Annotated in this window: 19 protein-coding genes and 1 pseudogene; 10 read left to right on the top strand and 10 right to left on the bottom strand. The window is 63.1% G+C overall.

Translation table 11 applies throughout. From position 1 onward, the window contains the following. Nucleotides 1-112: 112 nt before the first annotated feature. Nucleotides 113-1927 (bottom strand): winged helix-turn-helix domain-containing protein, encoded by a 1815-nt coding sequence (locus ASD12_RS16720; protein WP_056588214.1) that lies wholly within the window; start codon nt 1925-1927, stop codon nt 113-115. A 202-nt stretch (nt 1928-2129) separates the two neighbouring features. Here ASD12_RS16720 and ASD12_RS16715 point away from each other — a divergent pair, with 202 nt between their 5' ends. From ASD12_RS16715 to ASD12_RS16705, 3 genes are all read left to right on the top strand, one after another. Continuing rightward, the gene (locus ASD12_RS16715; RefSeq protein ID WP_056588210.1) at nt 2130-2411 is read left to right on the top strand and encodes a DUF4242 domain-containing protein; all 282 of its coding nucleotides are present in this window, start codon (nt 2130-2132) and stop codon (nt 2409-2411) included. 15 nt (nt 2412-2426) lie between these two features. Next, a complete protein-coding gene (locus ASD12_RS16710; RefSeq protein ID WP_056588208.1) occupies nt 2427-2960 on the top strand; it encodes a hypothetical protein in 534 nt (177 codons plus the stop codon). Nucleotides 2961-3409: 449 nt separating this feature from the next. Continuing rightward, complete coding sequence (locus ASD12_RS16705; protein ID WP_056588205.1) at nt 3410-5002, top strand: peptide chain release factor 3; 1593 nt, start codon at nt 3410-3412, stop codon at nt 5000-5002. Between the two features lie 52 nt (nt 5003-5054). On the opposite strand, the gene ASD12_RS16700 is transcribed toward ASD12_RS16705, so the two are convergent. Further along, nucleotides 5055-5522: a VOC family protein gene (locus ASD12_RS16700; protein WP_056588203.1), complete on the bottom strand. Its 468-nt coding sequence runs from the start codon at nt 5520-5522 to the stop codon at nt 5055-5057. A gap of 271 nt (nt 5523-5793) precedes the next feature. On the opposite strand from ASD12_RS16700, the gene ilvD reads away from it, so the two are divergent. After that, nucleotides 5794-7638 (top strand): dihydroxy-acid dehydratase, encoded by a 1845-nt coding sequence (gene ilvD / locus ASD12_RS16695; protein ID WP_056588200.1) that lies wholly within the window; start codon nt 5794-5796, stop codon nt 7636-7638. A 157-nt stretch (nt 7639-7795) separates the two neighbouring features. Here the strand turns inward: ilvD and ASD12_RS16690 are convergent, their stop codons facing one another. Next, entirely contained in the window at nt 7796-9550 is a 1755-nt protein-coding gene (locus ASD12_RS16690; protein WP_056588196.1) for an ABC transporter ATP-binding protein, read from the bottom strand. A 169-nt stretch (nt 9551-9719) separates the two neighbouring features. On the opposite strand from ASD12_RS16690, the gene ASD12_RS16685 reads away from it, so the two are divergent. Then, nucleotides 9720-11000 carry an amidohydrolase family protein gene (locus ASD12_RS16685; RefSeq protein ID WP_056588193.1) on the top strand — a complete coding sequence of 427 codons (1281 nt, stop codon included), beginning with the start codon at nt 9720-9722 and terminating at the stop codon, nt 10998-11000. Between the two features lie 157 nt (nt 11001-11157). Then, nucleotides 11158-12081, top strand: coding sequence for a DMT family transporter (locus ASD12_RS16680; protein ID WP_056588189.1), 924 nt, complete (start codon nt 11158-11160; stop codon nt 12079-12081). A gap of 7 nt (nt 12082-12088) precedes the next feature. Here the strand turns inward: ASD12_RS16680 and ASD12_RS16675 are convergent, their stop codons facing one another. Next, entirely contained in the window at nt 12089-12991 is a 903-nt protein-coding gene (locus tag ASD12_RS16675; RefSeq protein WP_056588186.1) for a phosphotransferase family protein, read from the bottom strand. A gap of 103 nt (nt 12992-13094) precedes the next feature. Here ASD12_RS16675 and ASD12_RS16670 point away from each other — a divergent pair, with 103 nt between their 5' ends. Next, nucleotides 13095-13727: a class I SAM-dependent methyltransferase gene (locus tag ASD12_RS16670; protein WP_056588181.1), complete on the top strand. Its 633-nt coding sequence runs from the start codon at nt 13095-13097 to the stop codon at nt 13725-13727. Here the strand turns inward: ASD12_RS16670 and ASD12_RS16665 are convergent. Next, complete coding sequence (locus ASD12_RS16665; RefSeq protein ID WP_056588178.1) at nt 13724-16177, bottom strand: FAD-dependent oxidoreductase; 2454 nt, start codon at nt 16175-16177, stop codon at nt 13724-13726. The genes ASD12_RS16670 and ASD12_RS16665 overlap by 4 nt on opposite strands. Next, complete coding sequence (locus tag ASD12_RS16660) at nt 16174-17061, bottom strand: phosphotransferase family protein (RefSeq protein WP_056588175.1); 888 nt, start codon at nt 17059-17061, stop codon at nt 16174-16176. Before ASD12_RS16660 ends, ASD12_RS16665 begins: the two co-directional genes overlap by 4 nt. Nucleotides 17062-17518: 457 nt before the next feature. Here ASD12_RS16660 and ASD12_RS16655 point away from each other — a divergent pair, with 457 nt between their 5' ends. Then, nucleotides 17519-18295 carry a DeoR/GlpR family DNA-binding transcription regulator gene (locus ASD12_RS16655; RefSeq protein WP_056588173.1) on the top strand — a complete coding sequence of 259 codons (777 nt, stop codon included), beginning with the start codon at nt 17519-17521 and terminating at the stop codon, nt 18293-18295. Here the strand turns inward: ASD12_RS16655 and ASD12_RS16650 are convergent. From ASD12_RS16650 to ASD12_RS35360, 4 genes and pseudogenes are all read right to left on the bottom strand, one after another. Next, on the bottom strand, nt 18292-19191 hold the full coding sequence (locus ASD12_RS16650) for an NAD(P)/FAD-dependent oxidoreductase (RefSeq protein WP_056588170.1): 900 nt from the start codon (nt 19189-19191) through the stop codon (nt 18292-18294). The two genes, ASD12_RS16655 and ASD12_RS16650, sit on opposite strands and share 4 nt — an antisense overlap. Beyond that, entirely contained in the window at nt 19181-19630 is a 450-nt protein-coding gene (locus ASD12_RS16645) for an Rrf2 family transcriptional regulator (RefSeq protein WP_056588168.1), read from the bottom strand. The genes ASD12_RS16650 and ASD12_RS16645 overlap by 11 nt, the downstream gene beginning before the upstream one ends. 328 nt (nt 19631-19958) lie before the next feature. Beyond that, nucleotides 19959-20015: pseudogene (locus tag ASD12_RS35885) on the bottom strand (hypothetical protein); the annotation flags it as partial. A 130-nt stretch (nt 20016-20145) separates the two neighbouring features. Continuing rightward, nucleotides 20146-20364, bottom strand: coding sequence for a hypothetical protein (locus ASD12_RS35360; protein ID WP_082583322.1), 219 nt, complete (start codon nt 20362-20364; stop codon nt 20146-20148). Nucleotides 20365-20508: 144 nt separating this feature from the next. Between ASD12_RS35360 and ASD12_RS16640 the strand changes: the two genes are divergently transcribed. Together ASD12_RS16640 and ASD12_RS16635 are read left to right on the top strand one after the other, a co-directional pair. Beyond that, a complete protein-coding gene (locus ASD12_RS16640) occupies nt 20509-21420 on the top strand; it encodes a LysR substrate-binding domain-containing protein (RefSeq protein ID WP_056588166.1) in 912 nt (303 codons plus the stop codon). Nucleotides 21421-21639: 219 nt separating this feature from the next. Next, on the top strand, nt 21640-22794 hold the full coding sequence (locus ASD12_RS16635) for an ABC transporter substrate-binding protein (protein ID WP_056588165.1): 1155 nt from the start codon (nt 21640-21642) through the stop codon (nt 22792-22794). Nucleotides 22795-22850 lie beyond the last annotated feature (56 nt).

Below are 22850 nucleotides of genomic sequence, written 5' to 3'. Positions count from 1 at the left end.
ATCGGAATTGTCCCGTCATGCCATCGCCTCGGTCCGATCTCAAGTGAAGTGAATGTGAAGCTTATTCCGGCTTCGGCGCTTGCGGCGGACCTGGCGAGCCACTTCGCAAGAATTATGCGTGGTCCAGCGGTTCTTTCGGCAGGTCGGCCAGCCGTTCCTTCAGCTCTTGGTGTCGCCGCAAGAGCCGTGACGAACCGACCTTCTCTGCAACCGCCAATGCGCTGCCTAGCTCCAGTTCGGCACCGGTGCGATCGCCGAGGCGGACAAGCAGCGCCGCGAGCGACAGGCGGACGTCGGCGGCATTGATTGATGAACCGATCTCGCCCCAGCGCGAGCACGCGACTTGCAGTTCGGAGGCAGCGTCGGCCAAACGGTCTTCGCGTGTGAAGAGTTCGGCCTTGGCTTCGGCCGTCAGCGCGCGGATCGATGCCATCGGCCAGCGCTGTGGCTGGCCCTCCAGTTCGGCGATAACCTCCTTGGCGCGCCCCATTCGGTCCGTCCGTGCTGCCACCTTGGCGAGCGTGGCGAGAACGAGGCCCTTGCGCTGAAGTGCCGGCCAGCCATTTCCGACAAGGGACCGCTCCAGCGCGGCGAAAGCAGCCTCGGCCTGGCCCTGCTCCAGTTGCAGCAGCGCAAGCCCGGGCTGTGGATCCCAACCTGCGGCATGGGACGCTCGATAGGCCACTTCTGCCTCGGCGAGATCTCCGGCGGCGAGATGAATGTCCCCAAGAACGCGCAATGCATCGCCCGTTGCCCAGGGCGCATCGAGGGCGAGCTGGTCAAGCGCGGCGCGCACCAGCGCCTCGGCCTCCTTCAGCGTGCCGTGGACACCCAGCACCTCGGCCCGGTGCAGCCGGCACGAGCCCGACAGGTCCTCGAGCCCATGTCCCTTACACCAGCTCTCATAGCCAAGCGTCCACTGGTTGGCTCTCGCCCAGTCGCCGAAGGTCCGGCAGGCCCAAAGAATGTTGCAATAGAGGATACCGCCAACGATCGGATCGATGTCGCTGGACAGGCCGAGGGCGGCTGCGAAGTCCTGGTCTTCTTCACCTGACTTGGTTTCGCCAAGGCAAAGCTTGAAGAAGCCGCGATAGATCAGACCGAGCGATTCAACGACAGGATCTTCGAGATGTTTGCCAACTTCGAAGGCCTGCTCGGCCAGCGCCAGCGCCTGCTCTGGCTCAGCTTCCGCTCCCATGATGCGCGCGCCCATCCAGCACCAGAGGCCGTGTTCCCTGCTGTCGGTGGCCGTATCGATCAACTGTGCAGCGCGCTTGTGCCAGCCTTTGGCCACCGCGAGCTCCCCTCTCTCAAGGTGGATCCTCGAAAGCGTGATGGCCGGAGAAGCCGCCCGCAGACGTTGTCCGGCTGTGTTGTATGCCGCGACCGCACGCGTCAGGGGCGGAATGGCTTCAGCCGGTCGTCCCATACATTCCAGCGCCAGCGCCCATTCCTCGAGATCGGCGGTGAGAAGCTGCTGGGCGGCATCCGCTGCGACGAAGAAGGTTGCGGCTTCCTGCCATTTCCTGGCCGTGGCTGCCTTTCTTGCATGCAGGATCTGTGATCCCGGGCTCGTAGGCGCGTCAGCCGGATCGGCTGGGCTCAAGCTCCGATCGGAAACTGTCGGCGGATCGAGGCAGATCCGGTAGCCGAACCGCGGCAGATTGCGCAGTGCCGTTTCCATGCCGCCTTGGCGCAAAATACTGCGGGCAAGGCTCGCAACACGCTGTAGCGAGGCTTCGGTCACTGTGACACCCGGCCACAGCTTTTCGAGCAACTCATCCTTGCTCAAGGCCCGGTCCTTGTGACGCAGAAGGATGGCAAGGAAATCGAAGACCAGAGGTTGTACGTCGATCTCCCTATCGGCGAGACGAAGGCCGCGAGAATTCTCGTTCAGCTCGAAATTGCCGAAGCAATAAACTCCCATCGGCAGAATTCCCTCCAGCGACAATGGCAAAGGATCAGAAGAAGATAAGAGCGGCGTAAGGACTGTCAGCCGCCCCTCCTGTCATTCTCCGTCTGCCTGGCGAGCCAAGTTGCACTTTAACGCAGCAACCCCAGGGATGTCACCGGCAGCGACATGGTCGCCCGTCCGGCGGCATTTGAACCCCAGACAAGGAGATTACGAAATGCAAAAGTACATCATCGAGCGGGAAATTCCCAAGGTAGGCACTTTCGAGCGCGAGCAGCTTCGCGAGGCGTCCAAGGCCTCGAACGCCGTTCTCGCCGAACTCGGCCCGGAAATTCAGTGGGTCGAGTCCTTCGTCGCCGACGACAAGACGTTCTGCGTCTATCTCGCCAAGGACGAGGCGATCATCCAGCGCCATGCCAAAATGAGCGGCTTCCCGGCCACGAAGATCACGCAGGTGAAGCGTCTGTTCGATCCAACGACGGCTCACGCCGGCGCCTGACGGGAGGGACGGGTCGTGAACCTCTTCGCAAATCTTGTTCTCGGTACCGCATTGTCGGCCGGCATTTGGGCCTCCGCGCTCGCCTGCGGCACCGCGGATGCCCATGATACGCCCGATCCGGTGCTCAACCGGTCCCGGGAGATGGCGGCCAAGTACATCAACATCGAGGTCGCCAAGGCAGAAGGCTACCAGCAGCTCTTCGAATGCACGACACATGACGAGCACGGCACGATGGGGGTTCACTTCATCCATCCCGGCCGCGCCGGCGACGGCAAGCTGGTGCTGGGCGAGCCGGATGTGCTCACCTACGAGCCGGAGACCGACGGTTCCATGCAACTGGTCGGCATGGAGTACATCGTCTTTGAGAAGGATTGGAAGGGCGAGGGTATTCCCGAGTTCCTCGGTCGGACCCTTCAGCGCAAGACGACGGTAGGCGTCCATCCGGTGGACCCCTATTACGAGCTTCACGTCTGGCACTGGCGGCATAATCCAGCAGGCATGTTCGCCGACTGGAACCCCTATGTAAGCTGCGCACACGACCAGTCCTGACGCGTCAATGCATCCCGGGAGGGTCATGCGATGGCCCTCCCAATTCCCGTCATCCAACAAAAGGAAATGTCACCATGCTTGTTCGTACAAGACTGGATCCGGTAGCAGATCCGTCCCTAATCGAGCGCTTCTATCCTGCGGCCATGGATATTTATCGTCGCGGTCGATCCAGCCTCGGGCGCATCCTGCGCGTTCGCAGGGACCGAGCGTGGCTGGACGATTTGCCGGATTATCTGCTACGCGATGTCGGCATCCAGCGTTCGGAGATATCGTCCGTTACCAGGCTCGGCAGGACCGACGGCCGCCGACCGCGTGTGTAGGAGAAAGGCTCGCTTGCCCAATGGCGAGCCATCCGCTTGCGTCGGCCGCGTCGCACCGATCTGTCCGAAACTGTCGACAGGCCGGGAAAGCGCTGCTAGAAGCCCGCGCCACAGACAGGATTCCATTAATTGGCAGAAGACATCGAACAAGCGGTATCGCGCCGCCGCACCTTCGCGATCATCGCGCACCCGGACGCCGGCAAGACGACGCTGACCGAAAAGCTGCTGCTGTTCGGCGGCGCCATTCAGCTTGCCGGCGAGGTCAAGGCCAAGAAGGACAAGATCCAGACGCGATCCGACTGGATGAAGATCGAGCGCGAGCGCGGCATCTCGGTCGTCACTTCGGTGATGACCTTCGAGTATGAGAACAATGTCTTCAACCTGCTCGACACGCCCGGCCACGAGGATTTTGCCGACGATACCTACCGCACGCTGTCGGCGGTCGACTCGGCCGTCATGGTCATCGACGCCGCCAAGGGCATCGAGCCGCGCACGCTGAAACTGTTCGAGGTCTGCCGGCTGCGCGACATTCCGATCATCACCTTCGTCAACAAGATGGACCGCGAAAGCCGCGACCCGTTCGAGATTCTCGACGAGATCGAGCAGAAGCTGGCGCTGGACACAGCGCCCATCACCTGGCCGATCGGCCGCGGCAAGACGTTCTCCGGCACCTATCACCTTGCGCTGAACGCCGTGCGCAAGGGCGACGATGAAAAGGAGCGCACCCCGGTCAACGGTCCCGATTCCAACCGCGTCGCCGGGCTGTTGCCGGAAAACGAGCGCGAGGCCTTCATCGAGGAGTTGGAACTGGCGCGCGAAGCCTGCCGTCCGCTCGACATCGACGCCTTCCGCGAAGGCCATCTGACGCCGGTCTATTTTGGCTCGGCGCTGCGCAACTATGGCGTCCGCGATCTGATCGAAGCGCTCGGCGCCTACGGGCCGCCGCCGCGCGCGCAGGAGGCTGATACCCGCAAGGTCGAGGCGACCGAGGAGAAGATGACGTCGTTCGTCTTCAAGATCCAGGCCAACATGGACCCCAACCACCGCGACCGCATCGCCTTCGTCCGTGTCTGCTCGGGCAAGCTCGAGCGCGGCATGAAGGCCAAGCTGGTGCGCACGGGGAAACCGATGTCGTTGTCGGCGCCGCAATTCTTCTTTGCCCGCACCCGCGTCACCGCAGACGAGGCCTTCGCCGGCGACGTCGTCGGCATCCCCAACCACGGCACGCTGCGCATCGGCGATACGCTGACCGAGGGTGAGGAAATTCTTTTCAGGGGCGTGCCGAATTTCGCCCCGGAAATCCTCCGTCGTGTGCGCCTCGGCGACGCGATGAAGGCGAAAAAACTCAAGGAGGCACTGCATCAGATGGCCGAGGAAGGCGTCGTGCAGCTGTTTTCGCCGGAGGACGGTTCACCGGCCATCGTCGGCGTCGTAGGCGCGCTGCAGCTCGATGTCTTGAAGGAGCGGCTGAACTTCGAATACACGCTGCCGGTCGAATTCGAGATGTCGCGGTTTTCAGTTTGCCGCTGGATCTCGGCCGACGACAAGGCCGAAGTGCTGCGCTTCATCGAGGCGCATCGCGGCGACATCGCCCGCGACCTCGACAACGACCCGGTGTTTCTGGCCCAGCACGCCTTTTCGCTGAATTACGAAGCGGAACGCTGGAAGGCGATCAAGTTTGCCACGATCAAGGACTATCAGGTCCGCGACAGAGCGGCGTGAGCGCCGCTGCCTTCCCTTCTCCCACAACAAGGGGAGAAGGGAAGATCGCTTCTCACCCCTTCGCCGCTTCTTCGATCTTGGCAATGTCGATCTTGCCCATCTGCATCATCGCCGACATGACCCGGCCGGCCTTGGCCCTGTCCGGATCCAGAAGCAACCTCGGCAATTGCTCCGGCACGACCTGCCAGGAGACGCCGAACTTGTCTTTCAGCCAGCTGCAGACGCCGGGCTCGCCGCCCTCCGTGAGCTTCTCCCAGAAATAATCGACCTCTTCCTGCGTCTTGCAGTCGATCGACTGCGACATCGCCTCGTTGAACTTGAAGTTCGGCCCACCATTGAGCGCCTGGAACGGCACGCCGTCGAGTTCGAACGAGGTCAGCAGCACTTTGCCTTCATCGGCGTGGCCCTTGGGCCAACGCATCACGCTCAGTACCTTCGAGTTCTTGAAGATGGATACGTAATGGTTCATCGCCTCCTCGGCCTGTCCATCGAACCACAGGCAGGTGGTGATCTTTTGCATGTCGTGCTCCTCGGGCTGTTTCGGTTGCTGTTACGTTGAAACGGCTGGCTCCGGGAATGGTGCCATTTCCATGCCGTTTGCCCAAGGACGGCCGTGCGGCACCCAATCCGACAGTGGCGCGCGATTTTTTCGGAAAATCCAACTTTTTGCGGCAAATCTGGCGCATTGCAAAATTGTGGCCAGACCGGGCTTGCGCGTCTATAACGCCTGCGGTCCGAATTCAGCTCTGCCGCGCCATTCCTGGGCTGCGGCCAGCCACCAAGGAAAAAACATGCCTGCCTATCGCTCCCGCACCACCACCCATGGCCGCAACATGGCCGGCGCTCGCGGCCTCTGGCGCGCCACCGGCATGAAAGACAGCGATTTCGGCAAGCCGATCATCGCGGTGGTCAATTCCTTCACACAGTTCGTGCCGGGCCACGTCCATCTCAAGGATCTCGGCCAGTTGGTCGCGCGCGAGATCGAGAAGGCCGGCGGCGTCGCCAAGGAATTCAACACCATCGCCGTCGATGACGGCATCGCCATGGGCCATGACGGCATGCTCTATTCGCTGCCGTCGCGCGAGCTGATCGCCGACTCGGTCGAATACATGGTCAACGCCCACTGCGCCGACGCCATGGTCTGCATCTCCAATTGCGACAAGATCACCCCCGGCATGCTGATGGCCAGCTTGCGCCTCAACATCCCGACCGTCTTCGTTTCCGGCGGTCCGATGGAAGCGGGCAAGGTGGTGCTTGCCGGCAAGACGCAGGCGCTCGATTTGGTCGACGCCATGGTCGCGGCCGCTGACGACATGATCTCCGACGAGGACGTCAAGGTCATCGAGCGTTCGGCCTGTCCGACCTGCGGCTCCTGCTCGGGCATGTTCACCGCCAATTCGATGAATTGCCTGACCGAGGCGCTGGGGCTTTCGCTGCCCGGCAACGGCTCGACGCTGGCCACCCATGCCGATCGCAAGCGGCTGTTCGTCGAGGCCGGCCATCTGATCGTCGATCTCGCCCAGCGCTACTACGAGCAGGACGACGAAACCGCTCTGCCGCGCAACATCGCCTCGAAGGGCGCTTTCGAAAACGCCATGACACTCGACATCGCCATGGGCGGCTCGACCAACACGGTGCTACACATCCTGGCCGCCGCCCATGAGGGCGAAATCGATTTCGACCAGGATGACATCGACGCGCTGTCGCGCAAGGTGCCCGTGCTGTGCAAGGTCGCTCCCGCCAAGTCCGACGTGCACATGGAAGACGTCCACCGCGCCGGCGGCATCATGGCGATCCTCGGCCAGCTCGACAATGCCGGCCTGATCAACCGCGACCTTCCGACGGTCCATACCTCAACGCTCGGCGAAGCGCTCGACCATTGGGATATTTCGCGCTCGACCAGCCAGAGCGTGCGCGATTTCTTCCTCGCCGCCCCTGGCGGGGTGCCGACGCAGGTCGCCTTCAGCCAGGACCGTCGCTGGGACGAGCTCGATCTCGACCGCGAGAAAGGCGTTATCCGTTCGGCCGAGCATCCTTTCTCCAAGGATGGCGGCCTTGCCGTGCTGAAAGGCAATCTGGCGCTCGACGGCTGCATTGTGAAGACAGCTGGCGTCGACGAGTCGATCCTGAAATTCACCGGCCCGGCCCGCGTGTTCGAAAGCCAGGATTCGAGCGTCAAGGCGATCCTGTCGAACGAGATCAAGGCCGGCGATGTCGTCGTCATCCGCTATGAGGGGCCGCGCGGCGGCCCCGGCATGCAGGAAATGCTCTATCCGACCAGCTATCTGAAGTCGAAAGGGCTGGGCAAGGCCTGCGCACTGGTCACCGACGGCCGCTTCTCCGGCGGCACGTCAGGCCTGTCGATCGGCCATGCGTCGCCTGAAGCCGCCGAAGGCGGACTTATCGGGCTGGTGCAGGAGGGCGACACTATCGAGATCGACATCCCGAACCGCAGCATCCGCCTTGCTGTCGATGATGCGGAACTCGCTGCGCGCCGGGCGGCGATGGAGGCAAAGGGCGCCCTGGCCTGGAAGCCCGAGGAAAAGCGCAAGCGCAAGGTGACGACCGCTTTGCGCGCCTATGCCGCCATGGCCACCAGCGCGGCCAAGGGCGCGGTCAGGTTCGTCCCGGAGTAAGGTTCGCGCCCAGGCCTTCTCATCCGGCCGCTACGCGGGCCTTCTCCCCGCTGGGGAGAAGAGGCAGGCGCCGGCGTTGACGATCTCTTCTCCCCTCGGGGAGTAGGTTGCCAGAAGGGCCGGATGAGGGCGCATGGCGCCAACATCCGGAACACCCTCACGGCATCAACTGATACTCATAAAGCTTCTGGTAAAGCCCGCCCTGCTTGAGCAATGCCCTGTGCGGGCCGCTTTCCACCACTCTGCCGGCTTCGAGCACCACGATCGTGTCGGCCTGGTGCACGGTCGACAGACGGTGCGCGATGACGATCGTCGTGCGGCCTTCCGTCAGCTGCTGCAGCGCGTCGCGGAACAGCGCTTCCGATTCGGCGTCGAGCGCGCTGGTCGCTTCGTCCAGCAGCAGGATCTCGGCATTGCGCAGCATGGCGCGTGCGATCGAGATCCGTTGGCGCTGGCCGCCCGACAGCAGGCCGCCATTCTCGCCGACATCCGTCTCGTAGCCTTTCGCCTGCGCGCTGATGAAGTCATGCGCGTTGGCCGCCTTGGCAGCGGCGATCACCTCTTCGTCGGTCGCGCCCTCGCGCCCAAGCCGGATGTTGTGCATGATGGTGCCGGCAAACAGGAACGTATCCTGGCTGACATAGGCAATCTTTTCCCGCACCGATGCGAGCGTCGCATGGGAAATATCCTGACCATCGAACAGTACCTTGCCGCTCTTCGGGTCGTACATGCGCATGATCAGGTTTAGAATCGTCGACTTGCCGCCGCCGGAAGGCCCGACCAGCGCCGTCATCTTGCCGGGCGCAAGGGTGAGGTCGAACCTGTCCAGCACCGGCGGCCCATTCTGATAGGCGAACTCGACGGCGTCGAACCGGATCTCGCCCGGTCCGCCCAGAAGCGGCTTCGCGTCCGGCTTCTCGACCAGAGTCAGCGGCTGGTCGGCGAGCTCGAACATCATGCGCACGCCGACAATGCCGCTTTCCAGTGAGATGCGCACGCGCGCAAGGCGCTTTGCCGGCTCATAGGCAAACAGGAGCGCGCCGATGAAGGCCATGATGTTTCCCGGCATCTGGCCGCCCTGCAAGACCAGGAAGCCGCTGACGAAGATGGCCCCGGCGATCGCCAATCCGGCCAGCGTCTCCATCACCGGGCTTGTCGCAGCCTCAAGCGTCGCGATGTTATTGGCCCGGCTCTCGACGTCCGACACGGCCTTGTACATGCGGCTGCGCATTGCGCCTTCGAGGTTGAAGGATTTGACGACGCGGACGCCGATTGCCGTTTCCTGCATCACCTGCACGATCTGGCCGACCGAGCGAAACTCCATCGCCGCGAACTTGCGAACACGTTTCAGGATGCGGTTGACCCCGTAGATAGCCAAGGGGCCGACCACGAAGCAGATTAGAGACAGTGCTGGCTGCTGCCAGACCATGACCCCTACCAGGACAACCAGCGATACCAGGTCGCGCACATAGGACGTGACAACGAGGTCGAGCACGTTGCGCGCCGCCTGCGCATTGTTGGTCATGCGGGTGATCAGGTCGGACGACGAGGTCGAATGGTAGAATTCGATGCCTTGCGCCAGGATGCGGTCGTAGATCTTGCGCTGACGGTCGGCGACGATGGCGTTGCCGACCCGGCTCATGAAATAGGCCTGGATGAAGTTGGCGAGGCCCTTGAGGATGAAGATCGTGGCGACCCCCGCCGCAATCAGATTGACGCGGTCCATCCGCTTGAAGACCACGAACTCGTCGGTGATCTCTTTGAGGATCCAGGCGCTGGCGCCGGTCGTGGCGGCCACCACAAGCATCGACAAGATCGCGGCGCCGTAGCCAAACCTGTGCTGGTAAAAGGATTCCCGGAGCAGCCTCGCAACGAGGCGCTGGTTTTCCGTCGAGCGGAAGAAACGAAACAAACGGCGGATCCTTGAAGCCGGGACAACGAAGCCGGCTTATAGAGGGAGTTGCGGCCGGATGGAACCATCCGCGGCCGCTGCGGACAAACCGCTGTTGCAAGCGGCATCGACAGGATGCGATTTTCAGCTTCGGCCACATCATATGATTCTTTTGACGGGATGACGACAGATGGATTTCGACCTTATCGTTCGCGGCGGCACACTGCCTGATGGCAGGGTTGCCGACATCGGCATCAGCGGTGAGACGATCGCGGTGATCGAGCCCATTCTGCAGGGTTCCGCGCTGACCGAGGTTGACGCCCGAGGCAATCTTGTCTCGCCGCCCTTCGTCGATCCGCATTTCCACATGGACGCGACGCTCTCCTACGGCATTCCGCGCATCAACGCGTCGGGCACGCTGCTCGAAGGCATTTCACTGTGGGGCGAACTGAAGCCGCTTTTGACGCATGAGGCGGTGCGCGACCGCGCGCTTGCCTATTGCGACTGGGCGGTGTCGATGGGCCTGCTCGCCATCCGCACCCATGTCGATGTCTGCGATGACCGCCTGCTGGCGGTCGAGGCGCTGCTCGAGGTCAAGAAAATGGTCGCCCCCTACATCGATCTGCAACTGGTCGCCTTCCCGCAGGACGGGTTCTACCGCTCGCCGACGGCACGGGAGAACACCATCCGCGCGCTGGACATGGGCGTCGATATTGTCGGCGGCATCCCGCATTTCGAGCGCACCATGGCCGACGGCACGCGCTCGGTAACGGAGCTGTGCGAGATCGCGGCCAGGCGCGGCCTGATGGTCGACCTGCATTGCGACGAGACCGATGATCCGCTGTCGCGTCACATCGAGCAGCTTGCCTATGAGACGCAGCGCCTCGGGCTGTACGGCAAGGTCGCCGGCTCGCACCTCACCTCGATGCATTCGATGGACAATTACTATGTCTCGAAGCTGCTGCCTCTGATCGCCGAGGCGGGAGTCTCAGTCATTCCCAATCCGCTGATCAACATCATGCTGCAAGGCCGCCACGACACCTTCCCGAAGCGCCGCGGCCTGACCCGGGTCAAGGAGATGCTGGCGCTCGGCATTCGCGTCGGCTGGGGCCAGGATTGCGTGCTCGATCCCTGGTATTCGCTGGGCACCGCCGACATGCTCGACGTCGCCTTCATGGGCCTGCATGTAGCGCAAATGTCGAGCCCGGCCGATATGGCGCGCTGCTTCGACATGGTCACCAACGTCAATGCCGCGATCATGGGCCTTGATCATCTCGGCCTCGCGGCCGGCAAGCGCGCCAGCCTTGTCGTCCTCGACGCCGGCAATCCGGTCGAGGCCTTGCGCCTGCGCGCCGAGCGCCTGTGCGTCATCGCCAGGGGCAAGGTGGTGGCAGAGCGGACGAAGCAGGAGACCAGGCTTTCGATCGATGGAAGGCCGGGAATGGTGAATCGGCGGCACATATCCGCCTAGACACAGCCGATTCCCGGCGCTGGTCTTACCCATTGCCCGAATTCTCCTCGTCAAAGCCGCCGCTTCCGTCTACGACGCGGCTACAGCAATTCCAGGAAAAGTGTGAAACGGTTTTCCGTCCGGAATTGCGTCAAAACAAAGAGGAATCGGGACCGGCATGACGCAGCCCGTGGCACAGAATTCGGTGATCAGGAACGTGCTTTTGGCCGGCATTCTGCTGATGCTGGCCGGCGACTTCCTGTTTGCGCTGAACGACGCCATGGGCAAGTGGCTGGTCGCCAGCTTCTCCGTCGGCCAGGTGGTGCTGATCCGGTCAATCGGCGCCTTCTTCGTGCTTGGCCCGATGATCGCCCATCAGGGCACGGCCAAGCTGTTTCGCATGGAACGCCTGGAACTGCAGTTGCTGCGCGTTGTGATGACCACGCTCGACACCGCGCTCTTCTATGCCGCGGTGGTCTATCTGCCGCTTGCTGATGTGATGAGTTTCTACATGGCCGGGCCGATCTACGTCGCGGCACTCTCGCACCTTTTGCTTGGCGAAAAGGTCGGCTGGCGCCGCTGGATGGCGATCCTGCTCGGCTTCTGCGGCGTGCTGATCATGCTCAAACCCTCCTCGGCGGCGTTCTCGCTGTCATCGGGCTTTGCGCTGGTGGGCAGCATCTCCTTCGCCTTCGCCATCATCCTCAACCGCCGGCTGCGCGGCACCAGCGACACCAATCTGGTGACATGGCAGACCATCGGCACGCTGATGGTCGGCGGTGTGCTGACCATCGGCGCCTGGCAGACGCCCTCGGCGCTCGACTTTGGCGCCATGCTGCTGCTCGGCATCGTCTCCTGCGGCGCGCATCTGATGATCACCAGGGCACTCAAGCTGGCGCCAGCCTCGACGCTGGCGCCGCTGCACTACACGCTGCTGCTGTGGGCGGTGGTGTTCGGACTGGTGTTCTTCGGCGACGTTCCCGGTCCGCGCATCCTGATCGGCTCGGGCATCGTCGTCCTGGCCGGTCTGTTCATCTTCCACCGCCAGAAAGTGGTCGAGACCACCGTGCCGCCGGAGAACGTGCCGAAGGGCGTGAATTAGTCCAGGCTCAGCCCCGACGTATGGCCGCCAGATGCCGTGAAAACTCTGGCGTCTCCATCAGTGCCTTGCAGCGGACGAACCGCCCGACGGCATAGGCGCGAAAATCGTCGACCGGATTGTTGTTGGCGAGCTGGATCAGGCCCCACAGCGTCCACAATAGGTCGCACATCGCCTTGTAGATGACGATGCGGCCGCGCTCCGCCTGCCTGGCCTCGCCGCCGAAATAGGCGCGCATCATCTCTTCATCCTGCGTCGTGTCGAATTTGCCTTCCACGGAGAGGTCGCCAAGGTCCCAGAGCGGATCGTTCATGCCCGAATATTCCCAGTCGACGATCCACATCCGCTCGCCGGTGTCGAGGAAGTTTTCGCACAGCGGATCACAGTGGCAGGCAACCAGCGGCAGCGGATGGGCGGCCAGCGCCGACCGCACGCTTCCCGCCTCGCGCACGACGTCGTGATAGCCGGCGGGCAGGGCGACATCCTTGGTCGACAGCACCTTGAGGTAGTCGTCGATCATCGCAAACAGTTCGAAGCGGAAAGGAAACACCGCGCCTGAATTGTGCAGCTTGCGGAAGGCCTCGCCGGCCCGTGCCGGGCTGCCAGATCGGGCCTTGAATTTTTCCGGCGACATCGTCTCGGCGCCGGCGATGAAACGCGTCACCATGACCCCGGTGCCGGGGTCGACATGCAGCACCTCGGGGCTGACCCCGGCCGTTGCCGCTTCGCGCGCTGCTACCGCTTCGTTGGCGCGGTTGATGTATTCTTCGGTGCCTTTGCCGGGAATGCGCAGGCAGAACTCGCCGGCCTTGAAGACCAGATTGGTGAGGCCACCGAGCCGTTCCAGCGGCCCGGTGTAGCCAGCCAGCATCGGAATGGCGTCCAGTGCCGCACGCGCCTCGTCCGTCACCATGCCTGCGCCCCCACGCTGTTATTTGTCGCAGCGACGGTTCCACAATTTTCGTGCTTTGGCTATCATCCGATTGAGGGTTCACAGATTGGCGGATAGGACAAAAGTGGCGGACAGCAAACATCAGGGCGCGCTTGGCGCTGCCTATGCAGCGAAGCGGCCAGAGGAAGTCGCCGCACTCTATGACCGCTGGTCGGAGACCTATGACGCCGACATGTCGGCTGCCGGCTATCGCCACCCAACAATCTGCCTCGCACTGCTGGCCCGCCATCTGCCGCGCGGCGCGGCACCGCTGCTCGATGCCGGGGCCGGCACCGGGCTGATCGGCGAATGGTTGAATATTGCCGGCTATCCCCAGGTCGAGGCGCTCGACATTTCTGAAGGCATGCTGGCCCAGGCCGCACGCAAGGACGTCTATTCGGCACTGCATTGCCTGGCGCTGGGCGGTCATCTGCCCTTTGCCGACGATGCTTATGCCGGAGTGATCTCGGCTGGCGTCTTCACCTCGGGTCATGTCGGAGTCGAGGGGCTGGACGAGCTGATCCGCATCTGCCGGCCGGGCGGAGTGATCGTGCTGACGGTCAAGAATACGCTGTGGGATCAGGGCTTTGCCGCGCGCATCACTGAGCTAGAAGCGCGAGGCCTCGTCACCCGCGTCGAGGAAACGCGTCCTTACGTCTCGATGCCGGGCGAGGCCGACACCGTCCCTAGCCGCGGTCTGGCCCTGCGGGTGAACTAGGCTTTTACTCTCTCCGCTGCCGGGTCGTACATCGGCTCGAGATGGATCTTGGCCGGTGTTCGTTCCATCGCGACCACCAGTTCATAGTCGCCCGAGGCGAGGAAATCGTCGCTCACCCCGTCGGCGTTGCGCACATAGCCGTAGCCGATGTTCCGGCCCACCGTGTAGCCATAACCGCCGCTGGTGAGATAACCGACAGGCTCGCCATTGCGCAGGATGGTTTCGCGGCCGAGCAGCACGATCTCGGGATCGTCGACCGTGAAGCCGGCAAAGCGCTTCTTCAATGCCGTGCTGCTGGCCGTCTCGAGCGCGCGCCGTCCAATGAAATCCGTGTTCTTGCGCAGCTTGACCGCCCAGCCGAGCCCGGCTTCCTGCGGCGTGTCGTTGGGCGTGATATCGGACCCCCAGGCGCGATAGCCCTTTTCCATCCGCAGCGATTCCAGTGCCCGGTAGCCGACAGGGCGGATATCATGCTCCTTGCCTGCCGCCATCAGCGCGTCGAAGACTTCGCCGGTGGCCGCGATCGGCACATGCAGTTCCCAGCCGAGCTCGCCGACATAGGTAACGCGCAGCGCCCGAATTGTGTGGCCGGCGATGGCAATCTCACGCACGTGGCCGAATGGGAATGCCGCGTTCGACACGTCCGCGTCGGTCACCGCCGAAAGCACGTCGCGCGCCCGAGGACCCATCAGCGACAGCGTGCCGAAGTCCTCGGTGACATCGACAAGTCTGGCATTGAGTCCTTCGCCGATATGGTCGCTGATCCACGAGGAATCATGCGTGCGGAAGCCTGTGCCGGTGACGATGTAGAATGTCTCTTCGGCCAGCCGCGCCACCGTCAGATCGGCCTCGATGCCGCCGCGCGTGTTGAGAAGCTGCGTGTAGGTCAGCCGGCCGACCGGCTTGCCGACGTCGTTGGCGCAGATCCAGTCCAGCGCCTTCAGCGCGTCGGGCCCGCTCAGTTCGTATTTGGCGAAGGAGGATTGATCGAAGATGCCGACCTTTTCGCGCACATGGCGGTGTTCGTCGCCGACCGCCGCGAACCAGTTCTGCCGGCCCATCGAATAGATATCCTGCGGCTCGACGCCTTCCGGCGCGAACCAGTTCGGCCGCTCCCAGCCGAGCTTCGAGCCGAACACCGCGCGCTGTTGTTTCAGCCTGTCGTAGAGCGGCGAGACGATGCGCGGTCGCCCGCTGGCATACTCCTCATGCGGGAAGCCGATCGAATAGTGCTTGCCATAGGCCTCCAGCGTACGGTCGCGGACCCACTGCCGGTCGCGGTGCAGGTTGGAGAAGCGCCTGATGTCGACCACCCACAGGTCGAGCGGCGCCTCGCCATCGACCACCCACTGCGCCAGCACCCAGCCGGCGCCGCCACCCGAGGCGATGCCGAAGGCGTTGAAACCGGCGCCGACGAACATGTTGGCGCATTCAGGCGCCGTGCCGAGGATGAAATTGCCGTCCGGCGTGAAGCTCTCCGGCCCGTTGATCATCTGCTTGACGCCGACGGTTTCCAGCGCCGGCACACGCGCGATCGCTTGCATCATGTGCTGCTCGAAATGGTCGTAGTCGTCGTCGAACAGCCGGAACTCCCAATCATTGGGTACGTCGCCCCCGGGGAGATCAGTCGTCCAGGCCTGCGGGTTCGGCTCGTAGCCGCCCATCACCAGCCCGCCGACCTCTTCCTTGAAATAGGTGCGCCGGTCCGGGTCGCGGATGGTCGGCGCGTCGGTCGCCAGTCCGTCGATCTTCTCGGTGATGATGTACTGGTGCTTCACCGGCTGCAGCGGCACGTTGATGCCGGCCATAGCCCCGACCTGCCGCGCCCATTGGCCGGCGCAGTTGACCACCTTGTCGCAAGCGATGTCGCCCTTGCTGGTCTTCACCACCGTGATGCGGCCATCCTTCATCTCGAAGCCGGCGACACGGACATCCTCGAACAGTTTGGCGCCATGCATGCGCGCGCCCTTGGCCAATGACTGCGTGATGTCGGAGGGGCTCGCCTGGCCGTCGGTCGGCAGCCAGGAGGCGCCGACAAGATCGCCGGTCTCCAGCAGTGGCCACATTGCCTTGACTTCCGCCGGCGACAGCAAATGCATGTCCATGCCGAAGCTTTTCGCCGTCGTCGCCAGCCTTTTGTACTCGGTCCAGCGGTCGGCATTGGTCGCGAGCCTGAGGCAGCCGGTCATCTTCCAGCCGGTGGCGAGGCCGGTCTCGGCCTCAAGTCCCTTGTAGAGGTCGACGGAGTATTTCAGCACGCGGGTGATCGAGGCCGATGAGCGCAATTGCCCGACAAGGCCGGCGGCATGCCAGGTCGAGCCCGAGGTCAACTTGCCCTGCTCAAGCAGCACCACGTCGGCCTTGTGGTCGCGCGCCAGATGATAGGCTGTCGAACAGCCGATGATGCCACCGCCGATGACGACGATGGCGGCCTGGCTCGGCAATGTCATGATTTTTGTATCCCGTACTTCGTTCTGTAGTTTTCCAGCGCGCCTTCGAGCCGCGTCAGGTTTTCCTCGGTGTAGGCGACGTAATCGATGCCGGGTGCGTCGAGATAGAGCTCGGACACCATGCTCCACATCGCCTCGCGCAGCAGCGAGGCGCATTGCATGGCCGCGTGCGAACGGCGGATCGCCTCATCCGGTTCCTTCATGAAATAGGCGGTCAGGAAGGCGAAGGATTCCTCGTCGCTCATGCCGGCGTTGGAGGCGACGCCGGCGAGGTCGAACATCGCCGTGTTGAAGCCGGCATATTCGAAGTCGATCAGCCACAGCCTGTTGCCGTCGTCGAGAATATTGGCCGGCAAAAGATCATTGTGGCCAAAGACTATCGGCAGCAGTTTCTGCGCGCGCTCCAGTTCGTCGGCCAGCGTCAGCAGGCGCGGCAAGTCGCTGCGCTTGCGGCTGCCGCCTTCTTCAAGCGTGCGCGCATAGTCGCGGATGACATGGAACGCCCAGAACATGAAGCCGGCGCCGGAGACGTGATTGGGCATCTCCCGGTGGAAGGCGCGCATCAGGGCCGCGACGCGGCCGAGATTGGCGCGCACGTCCTCGGCGAGATAGGTCTTGGCGCCGAGAAACTCCGTCACCAGGATGCCCGGTTCGGCATGGCGGACGGCTGGCGCGAAACCGGCGGCATGCGCCGCCCGCGCCGTCATCACCTCGCGCTCGCGAAAGACATGGTGGAACGGATAGTCCTTGCCGAAGCGCACGACATGTTTGCCGGCAGCGTCCTTGACGACATAGTTGGCGTTGCTCAAGCCTCCGGGCAGCGGTGCGATCTCGATGCTGCCGGTCCAACAGGGCAGGGCGCGGATGCGGTCTTCGGCGGTCATGGGTTGGACACCTGGCGATTGGTCTCTTGTCGGACACGGCATCGACCGGGCGGCACGGCAGAGAGAGCGTGCCGTTTCGACGAATGCTCGTTTTGGAGAAAACCTCGTCGGCGCGGCATCCAGGATCGGTATCCGGCGCCGCACCGACGAGTCCCATGTGCCGGGCTCTTCGAGGCCGGCATCCGCCCCCGCGGATTCGAAAAATTCCCTCGCCCTTGCGCCAGACAGTTTCCAGACCTTTTGGCACGCAAGTTTGGATACGGCTCTGCCATCGTTCTCCCGTGGCAGTCCGAGCCTGTCACCAGATCAGTGTCACGCCGCGCAATGCCTGATGTCAACGGGATTCTGTGGCATTTTCTGCCTTTATGACCGAATTCTTTCGAGTTTTCTTGTAATACCCAGCAGATTTGGCTTAGAAACGGTCATTTAAGCGACGATGCGACCGGAAACGACCCCAATGACCCATTCGAAACGACATGGCGAGATCCTGCGGCTGCTGCAGGAAGAGGGCACCGTCACAATCGCCAGTCTGGCCGACCGGCTGGGCGTGTCGCTCGAGACCGTGCGCCGCGACGTCAAGCCGCTCACCGGTGACGGCTCCGTCCTCAAGATGCATGGCGCCATCGGCCTGCCGTCGATGATCGGCGAAGCACCGTTCGAGCGACGCATGCGTGAGAATGCCGACGCCAAGCGCGTCATTGCCCGCATGGTCGCCGCCACCATCCGCGACGGGGAATCGATCATGCTCGACACCGGCACGACGACCTCGTTCCTTGCCCGTGAACTGCTCGGCCACCGGCGCCTGACGGTCGTCACCAACTCGTCGGACATCGCCCGCACGCTGGCCACCATCAACGGCAACAAGGTCTACATGGCCGGCGGCGAGCTGCGCAGCGATTCCGGCGCCGCCTTCGGCGCCTCGGCGATCGACTTCGTCAGCCGCTTCTCGGTCAGCCACGCCATCATTTCCACCGGCGCCATCGATGCGGTGATGGGCGTCATGGACTATGATCTGGAAGAGGCCGAGTTCGCCCGCATGGTGCTGTCGCGCGGCCAGCGTTCGCTCGTCATCACCGATCACTCGAAGTTCGGCCGCCTTGGTCTGGTCCAGGTCTGCGGCTTCGACAGCTTTTCCGAACTCGCCACCGACCGCTCGCCGCCGCGCGACATAGCCGCCGCCCTCGCGCAGGCCGGCGCACGGCTCAGCATCGCCGGCGAGGAAGCCGGGTTCTAGCCGAAGACCAGCGACTGATGGGCGCATACGCCCGCGAAGGTGCCAGCCGATACGGCAAAGGCGATGTTGTGCATCGAGCGTGCCGCGTCGCCGGCGGCGTAGACGCCGGGCACGGTCGTCTGCTGCCTGTCATCGACGGCGATTACCGGACCGAGAAGGCCTTCGGTGAAGGCGCAGCCGAGCTGTTCGGCCAGCGGGCTGGCCATGGTGTTGCGCGGCGCGGTGAACATCGCCCTGACCCCGGCCCTTCGGCTATCGTAGAGGTGGACGATCAATCCGCCGGCGCCGTCTTCCCGTAACTCGGCAACGGTGGCGGGCTCAAATCGCACCTTTCGGCTCTCGAGGGCGCGCATCTGTTCTGTGTCGGGTTCGAACAGGCCGTTGCCGAACAGCGTGACATCGCCCCAATCGGCGATCAATTGCGCCTGATGCAGGGACATCGGACCGGTTGCGAGCACGCCGAGCGGCCCGCCGGAAACCTCGTAGCCGTGGCAATAGGGGCAGTGCAGCACTTTTCTGCCCCAGAGTTCGGCAAGCCCGGCAACCTCAGGCAGGATATCGCGCACCCCGGTGGCCAGCACCAGCCGTGCGGCGGCGAATGTCTCGCCGCCATCGGTGGTGATTTCGAAATCGCTGCTGCCGGCAGCAACAGCCTTGTCCGCGCGCCCGTCGACAACGCTGGCTGTCGGATAGGCCAGCAACTGTTGCCTTGCGTCGTTGAGGATTGCGCCAGGCGCGCGCCCGTCCTGTCCGAGGAAGCCGTGAGAATGCTCGGCAAAGCGGTTGCGCGGCTGGCCGGAGTCGATCACCAGCACCTTGCGTCCTGCCCGCGCCACCTGGATGGCGGCGGACAGGCCCGCAAAGCTGCCGCCGACGATAGCAAGGTCATACTGCATGGCTGGACACTCCAATGAGATCAAAACGGCGGCGGAAATCGGCGGTCAGGTCGGCCAGCGTGATGCGGCTCAGCTTCTCCGCCAGCAGCCTTTCGGCGGCGATGCGAAAATCGTCGAGCACGGTGATCACCGCTTGCTCGACGAGGCAGCCGGGGCTTTCCGGCTCGGTGCTGAACGGCAGCAGCGTCTCGCCAAGGGCGACGCTGATCTCGGCCAGCGATATCTTTTCGGGCGCCCGCCCGAGCAGCCAGCCGCCACCATGCCCGCGCGACGAGGTGACGATGCCGGCATCACGCAGCCCGGCTATGGTGCGGCGGACCACGACCGGATTGGTGTGGATGAAGGTGGCAAGCTGCTCGGAGGTCAGCGCCTGTTCGGGCTTCTCGGCCATGTGGACGAGAATGTGCAAGGTCGAGGACAGTTTGCTGTTGCGTTTCATGTAACTTAGTTAGTTACAATTTACGCCGATGTCAAACACGCCTGCGCTCACGCGGCCGTCTACGGGAATGCCTAGAGCAATTCCATGAAAAGCGTGAAACGGTTTTCCCGGGAAAAACGGATAGCGCTTTCCCTTGGGAATTGCGTCAAAACGAAGAGTTAGAGCGGTTCGCCGTTTCCATGAAGCAGTGAACAGCTCTAGGCGGGCAAAGCGCGAAAACTCATCCTGAAGAAGGCGCCATTCGGCTTGCCGTCGAGGATCTCGATACGCCCGCCATGCAATTGCATGATCTCCTGCACGAGGTTGAGGCCGAGCCCGCACCGTGATCCTGCGGGCAAAGTCGGTAGAACGGTTCGAAGATGCGTTCCCGCTCGCTCAGTGGCACGCCGCCGCCTTCGTCCCGCACCTCGATGACGGCGGGAGCTGTAATGCTGATGGTGATCTAGCCCGATAGGCCGCCATGTTCAATGGGGTTCTGGACGAGATTGGTTACTGCGCGTTCGATCGCGGTGCGGTCACCGGAGGCGAAAACTGTTTCTCCTTCGGGTTCGAACGACACCTCGTATCCGGCCGAAAACGCCATTGGCGCGAGATCGACAATGACGCAGACCCACCGTGAACGAATCCTGCCCACTGCCGCGCAGCAGATAGCCGGTGACGAGAAAGCCCGCGTTCCAGGGCGTCGCGCCGAGCAGCGTCGCGGCCGCATCATTGTTGTCGTCGTGGGACGGCATTCATGCTTGCGCTGCGCTACGGTCCCGCATGCCGGCGGCGCATCAAATCGGCGCTCGGCTGACTACGCAGCGCCGAATCTTCGGTCATGGGATAAGCTCCGCCATAGGCTTTCCTTCGCTCGGCCGCCGGTGTTTAGTCCGGCCATGGCTTTCACCATCCGCCAGTTGCAGTTCTTCATCGCCGTGGCCGAGCAAGGCACTGTGTCTGGCGCCGCCCAGAACCTCTCCATCTCGCAATCTTCGGTCACCGAAGCGATCAAGGAACTCGAAAGCGATCTCGGCGTCGAACTGTTCGAACGCCATCCGCGCGGCCTGAACATCACCCACAAGGGTCACCAGTTCCTGCGTCACGCGACCAAGATCCTCGCTGATGTCTCCGACGCGCGCCGCTCTTTCTCCGGCGAGCAGGCGGTAGCGGGCGGTCGGCTGCAGCTCGGCGTCACCTCGCTGGTCGCCGGTTATGTGCTGTCGGATCTGCTCGCCCGCTACCGCCGCGCCTATCCCGGGGTCGAGGTCTCGGCCATCGAGGACAATGGCGACTACCTCGAGCATCTCTTGATCGGCGGCAAGCTCGACATTGCCGTCATGGTCACCTCCAATTTGCGCGACCGCACCGCGTTGCAGTCGGAAATCCTCGAAGTCTCGGCCTACCGGCTGTGGCTGCCGCTCGGCCATCCGCTTGCCAGCGCCGACATCATCAGCATTGGCGACATTGCCTCCGAAACGCTGATCATGCTGACCGTCGACGAGATCGAGGAGAACACCGGCAAGCTGCTGACGGCGATCGGCGCCAAGCCGCATGTCGCTTTCCGCACCCGTTCCGTGGAGGCCGTGCGCAGTCTCGTCGCCACCGGCGCCGGCGTGGCGCTGCTGCCCGACCTCGTCTACCGGCCCTGGTCGCTGGAAGGCGACCGCATCGAATCGCGTGATATTTCGGGCTCCTTGCCGGTGGTGCAGGTCGGCATGGTCTGGCGGCGTGGCTCCGGCCTGCCGCAGGCGGCGCGCGATTTCATCGGTCTTGCGCAATCGCAGCGGACGGTCCGCCAGCGTCCCTGAGAGATCGGCTGTCGACCTATCGGAAAAACCGATATCGTCGTTCTGATAAATGAATTTGCGAAACCGGAATTTTCCAAGCACCTTTCGGTTCAGGGACCAAAGCTGCCATCAGAGCGGCATCAAGCCCAGAGGACGACCGATAGTTTTCAGTCCGCGCATGACCCCTAGCGAAGACCGAAGCCGGCTTTCGGGGTCAAGCGCCAAAATGGGAGATCGATAATGAATTCATTCCTGAAGTCATGCACTGCACTGACGGTCGCGCTGACCTTTTCCGGTCAGGCCGTCGCCCAGGTCAAGGAACTTGGCAAGGCCGAAGGCCAGGTCAACATCGTTGCCTGGCCGGGCTATATCGAGCGCGGCGAAACCGACAAGGGCTATGACTGGGTGACCTCCTTCGAGAAGGAGACCGGCTGCAAGGTCAACGTCAAGACGGCCAACACCTCCGACGAGATGGTCTCGCTGATGAACGAGGGTGGTTTCGACCTCGTCACCGCCTCGGGTGATGCCTCGCTGCGCCTCGTTGCCGGCAAGCGCGTGCAGCCGATCAACACCGATCTCATCCCGAGCTGGAAGACGGTCGACGAGCGCCTCAAGGACGCGCCCTGGTTCACCGTCGGCGGCGCCCATTACGGCGTTCCTTACCAGTGGGGTCCCAACGTCCTGATGTACAACACCGACGTGTTCAAGGAGGCTCCCAAGAGCTGGAATATCGTCTTCGAGGAAATGAAACTGCCGGACGGCAAGTCCAACAAGGGCCGCGTCCAGGCCTATGACGGGCCGATCCACATCGCGGATGCCGCCAACTATCTGATGTTCCACAAACCAGAACTCGGCATCAAGGATCCCTACGAACTGAACGAGGACCAGTACAAGGCGGCGCTCGAATTGCTGCGCGTCCAGCGCACGCTGGTCGGCCGCTACTGGCACGACGCCGCCATCCAGGTGGACGATTTCCAGAACGAAGGCGTCGTCGCTTCCGGCTCGTGGCCGTATCAGGTCAACACGCTGGTCGCCGCCAAGAAGCCGATCGCGTCCACCATTCCCGAGGAGGGCGCGACCGGTTGGGCCGACACCACGATGATGGAAGCCGATTCGGCCAATCCCAATTGCGCCTATATGTGGATGGAACATTCGCTGTCGCCCAAGGTGCAGGGCGATGTCTCGGCCTGGTTCGGTTCGCTGCCCGTCGTGCCCGCCGCCTGCAAGGGCAATGAGCTTTTGACCGACGAGGGCTGCAAGACCAACGGCTACGAGAATTTCGACAAGATCAAGTTCTGGAAGACGCCGGTGTCGAAATGCACCACCCAGAACGATCAGTGCGTACCCTATTACCGCTGGGTGTCGGACTATATCGGCGTCATCGGCGGGCGGTGAGTTTTCTTACACTCCCCCTTGTGGGGAGGATCGACGCACAGCGTCGGGGTGGGGGT

It is taken from the genome of Mesorhizobium sp. Root102 (assembly GCF_001425625.1).
Taxonomy (GTDB): Bacteria; Pseudomonadota; Alphaproteobacteria; order Rhizobiales; family Rhizobiaceae; genus Mesorhizobium.
The sequence above is the reverse complement of the archived record's forward strand: the minus strand, read 5'-3'. Positions and strand labels throughout refer to the sequence as shown.